The organism is Nitrosomonas sp. Nm166 (genome assembly GCF_900112825.1).
In the GTDB taxonomy this organism is placed as follows: domain Bacteria; phylum Pseudomonadota; class Gammaproteobacteria; order Burkholderiales; family Nitrosomonadaceae; genus Nitrosomonas.
Genome location: NZ_FONE01000066.1, coordinates 1 through 9,813 on the forward strand (window position 1 = coordinate 1; position 9,813 = coordinate 9,813).

Consider the following 9,813-nt stretch of genomic DNA (forward strand, 5'->3'; position numbering starts at 1 on the left):
TAAATTCTGAATAGAAACTCGATTTATCCCCCTTGAAAAATGAATCTCTGGCAAATTCGCTCTTATTTTTGATGCTCGTGCAATATCCAGGCTAACCCGTTGTACCTTTGACCATCAAGCCATGCAATTGAATTTTTTCATTGATCGAACCCAAGAGACCATCCAGCTTATCGTTCATCGCCAAGCAGTTACGGAAGCGACATAGTGTCGTTTCATCCGGTACCGCATCCGTCAAGGATAAGTCACAAAAATGGATAAAATCTATTCGAACATACAGGGCTTGTTCCAGTGCCGCATCCGATAAACTGTGTCATTGATCAAGCAGAATTGCTTTAAAAATCATCAACGTATCAAATGGCTCCTGCCCGCCACTATTCGATTGCTCACGCTTATATAAAGCGGCAAGATTTGGGCATAACTTCTCCCAGTCAATCAGTGCATTAATCTTCTTCAGTACATTGTTTTGATTCAGGCGTCGGTCCAACTCCACTGATCCAAAACTCATTTGTATCTTCTGCTCCGGTTGGTTTTTATTGCTCGTTATTTTAATAGCTTAGGAGCTGTTAGTGAGAGTTATGCAGGAGTCTTTATACCCAGCGAACGGCTGGCTTCGATAATCGTATTCCCTTGCCGGGTTACCAGTTGAGCTGCTTCTCGTTTGAAATCAGTTGTGAATGATCATCGTTGTTTTGTCATTGAGCACCTCCTCAAGATAGTAATATATTTACAATCTTATTTGGTGTCCGGATTTAGACCACTACTATTGCAATAGCACGAATGCCTAAAAACCAAGAACTTGAATTGAAATTATCAGTATGAGCGCAACCGCACAGAAAATTCTAGGAATTGGATTTAAAATATATTTTAAACCTATTCTTATATCTGCCAACGTATTTATAAATAGTCCGTACCAGCTAGCACAATTACTGTGTAGTCGGATGGCTGGAAAATTTCCCCACCCAGTGCGCCATTCAACCTCCCTACCTTCCCTCGCAGGTGCACTGGGTTTTTTCTATGGGCGGCACTGGACAAGAAATTAAAGGGAGGCTTAGCGTTTCTTGCCGCGAGGAGTTTGTACAGCTCCGCCCGCCAGCAGTTTCTCAGGGGTTAAAAAATGATCCCTACACCAAAAAGTGACCCATCTTAAACACACCAATGGTGTGTGCGATCCTAATATGAAAGGAAAACTCAAACAAGACGCTTATGGATATTTTGAAGATAACTTAGGATTAGTATATGAATTCGTTGATGAAAACGAATGTACGGGAAAATGAAGTCATCATTTTTCATGCCGCGATCAGTATCAATTCGGTTCAAGATAATGAATGTTCGTGTTAGAAGTTTATAAGTATGAGTTCAGCTGATGCAATTGCAGAGGGTATTGATCGTGTAAATAATGCAGATCATTTCAATGGATGAATTAAACAGAGAATAATCAACACTTGTCATTGGTATTTTCATATCAGAGCCATAAGAATCAATTAGCGACAAGGATCTTGAGACAAAACCCTTGGGTATGGGACATAGAATTTAAGGCTAACAAATGAAAGACTTAGTACAAAAAATAATCGCTTGGGCTGAAGAAAAAACACTTCTTAATATTTCATATACCAAGACTCATGCTTTAAAGCTTGTTTCAGAGTTTGGTGAAATATGCAGATCAATTCGAAATAGCCAAGATTGTAGAGATGATATTGGAGATACTCTAATAGTACTAATTATTTTGGCAGCTACAAGTAATTATATAATCGATGAATGTATCAATGAAAAAATTGATCATAATTTTCTTGTCTCTGGTGATGATCCGAGATCTGTCTTAATAGAGCTAGGCCTTTATCTCGGAATTATTTCTGATTCGGTTATAAAGGGCTTAATTTTTAATGAGGAGATTGGGTATATGGTAGCTGGATTAAAGAAAATTTCTGAAATGCAAGGCTCAAGTCTCAGAGAATGCCTCGAAATCTCCTATCATGAAATCAAAGACCGCAATGGAATTCTTCTGGATGGATGCTTTATCAAGGATACAGACGAAAGTTACCAAGGTGCACAGGCTATTCTGAAAAATCGAGAATCTAAAGTAGAACCGTGAAATTTTATTTTGATGAAACTTGGAAGATAAGGAGATAAATGATTAAGAAAATTTTCCAGAGCGCACTCTATATTTTGGCAATCCTATGCATCATGCTTTTAACAGCATTTGGAGGTTCTTGGCTGTATGAAGCGTTACGGGAACAAATCAGCAGAATGATATCATGATCAATTAGACGATGCGTTGCAAGTGGCGGAAAGAACTCATGAAAATATCGCCTTTCATAAAAAGGAATTAATGCTATGAATCATTTAATACAAGATGTAATCAGTTGGGCAGAAGAGAGAAATTTGATCAGCGGATCTGATCACAAGACTCAAACTCTGAAACTTATTTCGGAAGCAGGCAAATTATCAAAATCTTTAAATTTTAAAGAAGATTGCAGGAGTAATGTCGGCAATTGTTTTATTAGATTAATAGTACTTTCTGCTATGGATGAATATAACATAGAAGAGTTCATTGCACAGTCAGATCTCTCAAAAATTGATGATACTCATGATTCCGTTAGCAGCTTCATGTACGAGTTATGGCAAGGGCTCGGAAGGCTGTCCGATGCAGTAAATGATAAGGATTCTTACAGATCAATAGTGGATGATTTATTGATTATGCTATCTGGCATCGCAAGATTTTATAATTATTCATTAGAAGAATGCCTTGAGATTGCTTATTACCATCTCAAAGTTTAAGACTATACTTTGATGATGTGGCTTATTCTAAGATAGATGTAGTAGCTCAGACTCGATCTGACAGTTATCCGATTTGACGAAGTGACTGCCAGTTCAAATTCAGCTATTTAGTGTAGGATTTTATCGTGCCAAACCTCCTTTGCGTCAATTAAAGTTTGTATGGTGTACGCTCACAACAATCTTGTCCTGATGGGTTCGATCATTGTTGTTGTAGTAGTTGTAGTAATTTCTAATTTGCATCAGAAACATGAATAATTCAGCCTAACTATTTTCAAACGGTGAAAGGTTATGGCGAGAAATGGGAGCGAAGCGGAATACATCGATGCGGCCTGTGCCTCGTTGCATAATGCCAGGACAGCGAACGAATTACGATTGGTTCAAGCAGTAAGTATTGCTTCCGCTGCAGCCTGGATTGAGCATTGAAGATACAGCATTGGCCATTGGGCGCTCCCGGGATGCGACCTGCGCGATGCGTACCCCTTTTTTGCAAAAGTGGCGGCTGATATGGCTAAGCCCCGCGCAGTAAGCGCCAGTTGCGAAACAGGGCCCATACAGATCTGGAGCATGAGGCGCAAATTCTTGATGAAGTGCTCGCTGATGCAGTAAGGTCAAGCTCTTATGATGGGCAATGCTTTGCTCTTGCCTACCCATCCTGACTGGTTCTTTTAAGAAAGCACTACCTGTTTACAGAATCTGCTCCGCAACCTCTATTCTCAGCAGTGAACGCACATTCTCTATCTGATTGGCGATCATTGAGGTAGAAGAACCAGCAAACAGCAGCCCTACCGCAACGTTATCCAGTGTCATCACTGGAGAGCCGGAGTCGCCGCCGGCGGACATATTGGTCGTCACGATCTGTTCTTTAAAGCGCGCCACCTTGCCGCTGCCAAAGTCGACATCAATTGTTGCGTTAATCGCGGTGATTCTGCCGGTGGTGAAGTTGGTGGTGCGTCCAGTCTTTTTAACCAGCATTCCTACGGTGACGTTGGCTTTGCGTCGCCAGCCCCGTACATGGCCGTTCCAGCAGATCAGTCGATTGAGATCATGGAATTGACCCTCGGCAATGGCGCAATCCACCAGGTTATTTTGATTGGCCAATGGAGTCGGCGGATTAAAGGTAATCGGAATAAATCGCGTTAAGGCAGCGATGCGATCCGACGGGTCGATTCCACCATCGAAAGGTCCCGGCTGCAGCACGGCATCGCCGGGAGAAGCGGCGTTGCTGTTGGCGAGCACATGATTATTACTAAGAATATAGTACTTGTTAGGAATCCCAACACCATGCACGGGTGGACTGACCGAACCGCCGGGCAGAATATCATAGACGCAGGTGGCGATCGTGCCTGCGGTGATGTTCTTGTGTCCCACGCTGTAGCCACCTTGCGCTGGCCGGGTGCGTTTGCCGAGCGTCTGAATTCCGGTTCCTGAGGACTGCGGCTCACCGCCCGCGAAAGGGTAGCCTACGGCGAGGACATCGGTTTGCATTTCACTCAGTTTCACCGGTACGAGGTCCTTGGAGTCTACCTGGCCTTTTTCCAACTTATGCGTGACCAACACGAGAAGAGCCGGTTCGCCGGTGGGCTTGCCATTTTTCCATTTAATCCCTTCTGCCAAACCGACTACATTGGCCATTGGCCTCTCCAGGAACTCCTCGACAGCGGCGCAATGCGCTTTGTCCGTCTCTTCCTTGGCCTTCACCGACAAGACCATTTTGCTTTCATCTTGTTTTGTGTTCATGGCACATCTCCTTCTTTTAGAGTTATAACGTTTGGGTTGTCACAATGCCGATCTCTTCGACATCAGTCTCGTAACCATCCAGCGCCTTTGGGATAATCTCATGGGATTGGAGGGTGGATTCAGGTAGCTTTCGCGTCACAAACACCTTGATCACATCCTTCCCTGCCTTCTTTCCGATGCCGATGCCCGTGACATTGGGCAACTGCATCACCTGTTCTTCGTGCTTCTTCATTGCTAATTCAATCTTCATTCATATTTCCCTCCTATTTTGGGATCTCATGGGCTATCCGAGTTCATGTAGTTGTTAGGCATCTGAGTGTGCAGGGTGCCTAATTAGAATTAGATTTAATGTTTAGCCACGATTTTGGCAAGTTGCGACTTGTTCAGAACTCTTCCAGATACTTACCTTCTTCTCACAATAAGGCTGCCACTCTGATAAGCGAATAAGCATTTCACTTATTTTTATCTAAGGAAACACTTATTAATTCGGCGAACGTAATGAAGCGCGAGGCGCACGGAACGCAGCAACCGAGACATATCAATCAGATAGACGAGGAAGCGAGTACCGCGCAACAAAGCGATTCGCCCGTGCAGTCAATTAATTAGCGTTTCCCTAAGTTTTTGCTTATAAATTGGATAAATACGAGGAAAAATCAGAAGAAGGGGCGAATGCAAGAAATCAGAGCAGTGTGTTTGACCAAAGGACTTTTTTGCTTCGGTATTGGTTTTTCGTCCTATTCAGTTTCCATTCATATTGATCAGGGTAAATTAGCGTCACCAGGAATAACCTGAATCGATTAACTGAAAGGAGATAGCAATGAGAACCACAAAAACAATGCTGCCCCGCCTCTTTTTGATGATGTTGTTAATGTTCACATTAGCAGCACCTACTTTGGCGCAAGCAGGCAGAGGACATCATGGGCACGGTCATGGCCATCATCATGGTCACCATCATCACGGCCATCGACATCACCAACATCACCACGTGGGCTACCATTTTATTTATAATCAACCTCGTGTTTATTTTAGTCAGCCCTATTTTCCGCGACCAAGATATAACTATTATCCATCAGCACCGGTTTATGGCTATCCTCCTAATGTGATGATGGGCATTGGTACCGGAAACATGGACTTTATGATACGCTTCTGACGATACAAGCTGGTAATGGGCAATCATACTGTCCTGTTACCGGCTTGGCTTATATATCCAGCGCATGGGATTGTTTGTAATGAGCCGATTGCGGGGCATTTTAGTGATAGTGATGGTCATGACAGGTTCAGCCACCCAGGCAACGGCTGGCTGGCAAAGCAATGCTTCAAACTATTACCGCACCAGTAACTCGTCGATCGGAATCAGTGAGCAGAAAGCCATCTCGATTGCACAACAGCGTTTCAAAGGCCGTGTGCTGGCAATTAATCATTCTGATAATGCCTATCGCATTAAAATACTGAGCAATCAAGGAACTATTCACATTATTCTGATTAATGCAACCGATGGAACCATTATCTCTAGCCACTAACTCAGATTTGCTCGAAACTCAGCTGTTGTCTCGTAAGTCCAAAATCATTTTCACTTTCAACTTGAATTTCAGGAATAAGAATGCGCATTCTGATCATCGAAGATGAAGTCAAATTGCAGAGCCAGATTCGCCAACAACTGGAGGCGGCTGGTTATATGGTCGACACGTGCAGTGATGGGGAGGAGGGATTGTTTTTTGCCACTGAATATCCATTAGATGCGGCCATTATTGATATCGGGCTACCTGGCAAATCCGGTTTGGAAATCATCAAAACGTTGCGTGAACGAGGTAGTTTGCTGCCCATTCTGATTCTAACGGCCAGAAGCAGTTGGCAAAACAAGGTTCAAGGCCTGGAAATGGGCGCAGATGATTACCTCACTAAACCGTTTCAGATGGAAGAATTGCAAGCCCGCGTTAAAGCGTTGCTGCGCCGCTCGACAGGCATTCCGCAAACACTCTTAAAGTGCGGTCCGATTACCATGGATGTTTCATCCCAAACAGTTACCGTGAACGGGGAAGCTATTGAACTGACATCGTTTGAATATCGCCTGCTGGAAGAATTAATACGCCATTATGGTGAAGTGCTCTCCAAACATACCCTGGCTGATTATCTCTATCCCCACGATGAAGATCGAGACAGCAATGTACTCGAAGTCATGGTTGGCCGTCTGCGCCGCAAACTCGATCCCACGGGTACCCTCAATCCGATCGAAACCATGCGTGGCCGTGGTTATCGCTTTACACTGGAGTGCAACAAATCTTCATGATGTCGCTGAATCAGCGCATTCTGCTCAGCGCTACGCTGGTTTTATTGATTTTTATCATTGGCATTGCTTTGACACTGGATCGTGCCTTTTATGACAGTGCGCGTTTAGGAGTGCAGGATCGTTTATTTGCCAAGCTGCTTATGCTGATGGGCGATGCAGAAGTGGAGGAATCCGGTGCCCTGGATGTGCCAACCAATCTGCTTGATGCGGAATTCGGTCACGTGAATTCCGATACCTATGCGCTCATTATCGACTATAACAATACGATCGCGTGGCGTTCCACGTCATCGTTCAATAAGCCAATTCCAGCAGTGGATCTGCTTGAGAAAGGCAAAAAACAATTCGCGCAAATCATGATTGACGATGAGCCTCACTTTATTTACAGCTATGGTGTTGCCTGGGAAACGCAATCCGGCGACTATCCGCTTACCTTTACCGTGATTACGGACACCCTGTTGTTTGAAGCGCAGATAGAACGTTATCGCGAAGACCTGTGGGGCTGGCTCAGTGTGATGGCTGTTTTGCTGCTGGTCACACAGATGCTGGTATTGCGCTGGGGTTTGCAACCGCTGCGTAAAGTCTCTGCGGAACTTGCCGCGATAGAATCCGGTCAGCAGGAAAACCTGAAAAGTAGTTATCCCCGTGAATTAAAGTTGTTAACGGATAGCATCAATTCTCTGATTCATCATGAACACAAGCAGCAGAAACGCTACCGTAACGGTCTTGCCGACTTGGCGCATAGCCTCAAAACACCGCTTGCCGTGCTGCAAGGTGCAATCAATAGCGAAGAAGACGAGCAATCCCGGCGCAAAACGATTCACGAACAAATTGACCGTATGGATAACATTATCCAGTATCAGTTACGCCGCGCTGCAACTGCTAGCAGTTCACCGGGGATTGGGCAGATCGCCTTACGTCCCATGGTTGACAGAATTGTAACAACCGTGGAAAAAGCTTATCGCAACAAACATCCGCAAATTACCATCCAGATCGACGATACTATCGGCCTGCGCATCGACGAAGGTGATTTAATGGAATTGCTCGGCAATCTGGTCGACAATGCTTTTAAATGGTGCCGCCACAGCATCCTTTTATCCGCTGACTATCAGGAAAACCAAGTAGTCATTCAAGTCAAAGACGATGGCCCTGGCATCCAGCCGCATGAAATCGCCCGAATTCTGGAACGCGGCGTACGCGCCGATCAATCCACCCCGGGTCACGGCATTGGTTTGGCCATTGTGCGCGATATCATCCAGGTGTATGGCGGGGAACTGGCGATTGAGAATAATCCAGGCGGGGGTGCGTGCGTGACCATCTACTTAAAGAAAACAAAATAATGTCTCAAACTGTACCAGTTTAATCTGAGAATCAGTGATTCTGCTTCAGGCCCTTAGCAGCGTCCATATGCCAATAATGATAAACCCTGCACCTGCAATATACTGTAGATGCTTCGGGCTGATATATTCGGAAATAAAACTTCCCGCCACAACCCCAACCGCTGAACTCGCGATGAGCGCCAGTGATGCGCCGATAAATACCGTCAGCTTGCTGACTTCCTTGTCTGCGGCAAACAACATCGTAGCCAATTGCGTTTTATCACCCAATTCTGCAATAAATACGGTAGCAAAAACCGTGAGTAATATTTTGTAGTCCATTTTCTGTATGTGCTAGTCACTAAAAAAACAACATGAAAACCTGAATTCCTGCTTCAAATTAACATTATGCATTTGGAGATTATATTGCTTTTTCTTCGCAGGCATCCCAAACTGGGCAACAGAAATTTTTATGTTGACGAGCAGTATGTGACAGTATGATTATTTTATATGGACGCGGAAAAAACGCCACCATTCAAGCAGGATGGTACTTTTGTTAAACAGTAATCAGTAATTTAACTGTGATCAATTTTTAAGAAAAAACGCAACGTTTAGTCAGTTGATTGACCAAAGTTGCGTTCTGCTGCAATTCCCGCCAATGCTGCACGGTTATTCACCATGCCGTGAGATTAAATATCTAATTGCATTTTCCTGCTTCGGAGCCATCACTCTTGATTTCTGTGCCGTCTTCTTTTACACACATATTCTGGCAAACGCCGGATTTTTTGCATGCTTTCCCGGCGGGGAGGCTCTTTTTATCAATGCAAGTTCCTTCAACCAGATAGCAAGTTTGATTAGCTGCGCATGCAGTTTTTCCATCCTTCTCGGTTTCCGCACTACACGTAGCGAATGCAGTATTTGCGAAAGCAGTTGCGATAATGAATGACAGCGCAGCAATTGTTTTTTTGAACATATCCTTCTCCTCATTTGATTTAAAAGTCTGTTCTTGCGTCCTAAGGACAGTAGTAAAAATTCTATGTGGCGTGGACTAGCGTTTACATCAGAAAATATTCTCGATCAATGCAGTAGATTTCTTATTTGCACCGCCTGCATGCTCTTGAGCCGGAATATGCTTCAGTGCAATGATGCCTGGTTCCACAAATGTAATTGCTTGCATTGCCGACCACATCGCGTTACTCCACATAATCAATACCAATCCGATCATTGATAGCATCAATTTATCCCTTAAATTCATAAAGCCCTCCTGCTTTTGGTTCTTCAGTTTTAAGAAAAATATTGATATGAAAATACTATCCGAGACCTTTGCAAAAACATAACTTTACCTGAAGCGTATTCAGTTCAGATTTTTTTGTGAGCAATGAAGTACTTTTTGTAAGCTTTTCGCAAAAATTCCAGGGATAATCGCTTCAAACCGATCATTATCGGATTAGACGGGCGGATTATTCCCATGATTGTGCCTGTATTTGCTTGTCGACATACAATTTTGGCAATCTTTTCAGGTTGTAGGCTATGGCTGGTAAAATATGCCAAGCATGTGCTTTGGCGTTACCGCGATAACGCAGTGCCTTGGATCCGAACCATCGTGTCTGGCTGCCGAAGGTTCGTTCTACCACGTAGCGAACTTTGGCAATCAGGCTATTGCGTTGTAATTGTCGTTGCGTTAGTGGTTTGTTCTTGACC

The 9,813-nt window shown here is 44.0% G+C and carries 14 protein-coding genes and 2 pseudogenes; 7 read left to right on the forward strand and 9 right to left on the reverse strand.

Annotated features, from left to right (window positions below):
• Positions 1-91: 91 nt before the first annotated feature.
• The 3 genes and pseudogenes from BM021_RS16315 to BM021_RS16325 form a co-directional block, all read right to left on the reverse strand.
• Positions 92-295, reverse strand: a pseudogene (locus BM021_RS16315) (transposase); the annotation flags it as partial.
• A 15-nt stretch (positions 296-310) separates the two neighbouring features.
• A complete protein-coding gene (locus BM021_RS16320) occupies positions 311-505 on the reverse strand; it encodes a transposase (RefSeq protein ID WP_256207939.1) in 195 nt (64 codons plus the stop codon).
• Positions 506-588: 83 nt separating this feature from the next.
• A pseudogene (locus BM021_RS16325) lies at positions 589-696 on the reverse strand (transposase); the annotation flags it as partial.
• 847 nt (positions 697-1,543) lie between these two features.
• Here BM021_RS16325 and BM021_RS13860 point away from each other — a divergent pair.
• From BM021_RS13860 to BM021_RS16330, 3 genes are all read left to right on the forward strand, one after another.
• On the forward strand, positions 1,544-2,089 hold the full coding sequence (locus BM021_RS13860; protein WP_090721602.1) for a MazG-like family protein: 546 nt from the start codon (positions 1,544-1,546) through the stop codon (positions 2,087-2,089).
• 242 nt (positions 2,090-2,331) lie between these two features.
• Complete coding sequence (locus tag BM021_RS13865; RefSeq protein WP_090721603.1) at positions 2,332-2,775, forward strand: nucleoside triphosphate pyrophosphohydrolase family protein; 444 nt, start codon at positions 2,332-2,334, stop codon at positions 2,773-2,775.
• A gap of 288 nt (positions 2,776-3,063) precedes the next feature.
• Positions 3,064-3,198, forward strand: coding sequence for a hypothetical protein (locus tag BM021_RS16330; protein ID WP_256207940.1), 135 nt, complete (start codon positions 3,064-3,066; stop codon positions 3,196-3,198).
• 261 nt (positions 3,199-3,459) lie between these two features.
• Here the strand turns inward: BM021_RS16330 and BM021_RS13875 are convergent, their stop codons facing one another.
• The gene (locus BM021_RS13875; protein ID WP_090721605.1) at positions 3,460-4,512 is read right to left on the reverse strand and encodes a chymotrypsin family serine protease; all 1,053 of its coding nucleotides are present in this window, start codon (positions 4,510-4,512) and stop codon (positions 3,460-3,462) included.
• Positions 4,513-4,534: 22 nt separating this feature from the next.
• Complete coding sequence (locus tag BM021_RS13880) at positions 4,535-4,762, reverse strand: hypothetical protein (protein WP_090721606.1); 228 nt, start codon at positions 4,760-4,762, stop codon at positions 4,535-4,537.
• A 567-nt stretch (positions 4,763-5,329) separates the two neighbouring features.
• Here BM021_RS13880 and BM021_RS13885 point away from each other — a divergent pair.
• The 4 genes from BM021_RS13885 (at position 5,330) to BM021_RS13900 (ending at position 8,136) form a co-directional block, all read left to right on the forward strand.
• The gene (locus tag BM021_RS13885) at positions 5,330-5,662 is read left to right on the forward strand and encodes a hypothetical protein (protein WP_090721607.1); all 333 of its coding nucleotides are present in this window, start codon (positions 5,330-5,332) and stop codon (positions 5,660-5,662) included.
• 79 nt (positions 5,663-5,741) lie between these two features.
• Positions 5,742-6,032 (forward strand): PepSY domain-containing protein, encoded by a 291-nt coding sequence (locus BM021_RS13890; protein ID WP_090721608.1) that lies wholly within the window; start codon positions 5,742-5,744, stop codon positions 6,030-6,032.
• 80 nt (positions 6,033-6,112) lie between these two features.
• Positions 6,113-6,799: a response regulator transcription factor gene (locus BM021_RS13895; RefSeq protein WP_090721609.1), complete on the forward strand. Its 687-nt coding sequence runs from the start codon at positions 6,113-6,115 to the stop codon at positions 6,797-6,799.
• Positions 6,796-8,136, forward strand: coding sequence for an ATP-binding protein (locus BM021_RS13900; protein ID WP_090721610.1), 1,341 nt, complete (start codon positions 6,796-6,798; stop codon positions 8,134-8,136). The genes BM021_RS13895 and BM021_RS13900 overlap by 4 nt, the downstream gene beginning before the upstream one ends.
• A gap of 45 nt (positions 8,137-8,181) precedes the next feature.
• On the opposite strand, the gene BM021_RS13905 is transcribed toward BM021_RS13900, so the two are convergent.
• The 4 genes from BM021_RS13905 to BM021_RS13920 form a co-directional block, all read right to left on the reverse strand.
• Positions 8,182-8,454 (reverse strand): TMEM165/GDT1 family protein, encoded by a 273-nt coding sequence (locus BM021_RS13905; protein WP_090721611.1) that lies wholly within the window; start codon positions 8,452-8,454, stop codon positions 8,182-8,184.
• Positions 8,455-8,809: 355 nt separating this feature from the next.
• Positions 8,810-9,085, reverse strand: a complete 276-nt coding sequence (locus BM021_RS13910) for a hypothetical protein (RefSeq protein WP_090721612.1) — start codon at positions 9,083-9,085, stop codon at positions 8,810-8,812.
• An 87-nt stretch (positions 9,086-9,172) separates the two neighbouring features.
• Entirely contained in the window at positions 9,173-9,367 is a 195-nt protein-coding gene (locus BM021_RS13915) for a hypothetical protein (protein WP_090721613.1), read from the reverse strand.
• A gap of 205 nt (positions 9,368-9,572) precedes the next feature.
• Positions 9,573-9,813, reverse strand: a 241-nt coding sequence (locus BM021_RS13920) for a transposase (RefSeq protein WP_143074347.1), incomplete at its 5' end; no start/stop codon positions are given.

What these genes read in the sequence shown, in the direction of transcription:
- BM021_RS16320 (WP_256207939.1), bottom strand. Translation starts at nt 505, where the DNA reads ATGAGTTTTGGATCAGTGGAGTTGGACCGACGCCTGAATCAAAACAAT.
- BM021_RS13860 (WP_090721602.1), top strand. Translation starts at nt 1,544, where the DNA reads ATGAAAGACTTAGTACAAAAAATAATCGCTTGGGCTGAAGAAAAAACA.
- BM021_RS13865 (WP_090721603.1), top strand. Translation starts at nt 2,332, where the DNA reads ATGAATCATTTAATACAAGATGTAATCAGTTGGGCAGAAGAGAGAAAT.
- BM021_RS16330 (WP_256207940.1), top strand. Translation starts at nt 3,064, where the DNA reads ATGGCGAGAAATGGGAGCGAAGCGGAATACATCGATGCGGCCTGTGCC.
- BM021_RS13875 (WP_090721605.1), bottom strand. Translation starts at nt 4,512, where the DNA reads ATGAACACAAAACAAGATGAAAGCAAAATGGTCTTGTCGGTGAAGGCC.
- BM021_RS13880 (WP_090721606.1), bottom strand. Translation starts at nt 4,762, where the DNA reads ATGAAGATTGAATTAGCAATGAAGAAGCACGAAGAACAGGTGATGCAG.
- BM021_RS13885 (WP_090721607.1), top strand. Translation starts at nt 5,330, where the DNA reads ATGAGAACCACAAAAACAATGCTGCCCCGCCTCTTTTTGATGATGTTG.
- BM021_RS13890 (WP_090721608.1), top strand. Translation starts at nt 5,742, where the DNA reads ATGAGCCGATTGCGGGGCATTTTAGTGATAGTGATGGTCATGACAGGT.
- BM021_RS13895 (WP_090721609.1), top strand. Translation starts at nt 6,113, where the DNA reads ATGCGCATTCTGATCATCGAAGATGAAGTCAAATTGCAGAGCCAGATT.
- BM021_RS13900 (WP_090721610.1), top strand. Translation starts at nt 6,796, where the DNA reads ATGATGTCGCTGAATCAGCGCATTCTGCTCAGCGCTACGCTGGTTTTA.
- BM021_RS13905 (WP_090721611.1), bottom strand. Translation starts at nt 8,454, where the DNA reads ATGGACTACAAAATATTACTCACGGTTTTTGCTACCGTATTTATTGCA.
- BM021_RS13910 (WP_090721612.1), bottom strand. Translation starts at nt 9,085, where the DNA reads ATGTTCAAAAAAACAATTGCTGCGCTGTCATTCATTATCGCAACTGCT.
- BM021_RS13915 (WP_090721613.1), bottom strand. Translation starts at nt 9,367, where the DNA reads ATGAATTTAAGGGATAAATTGATGCTATCAATGATCGGATTGGTATTG.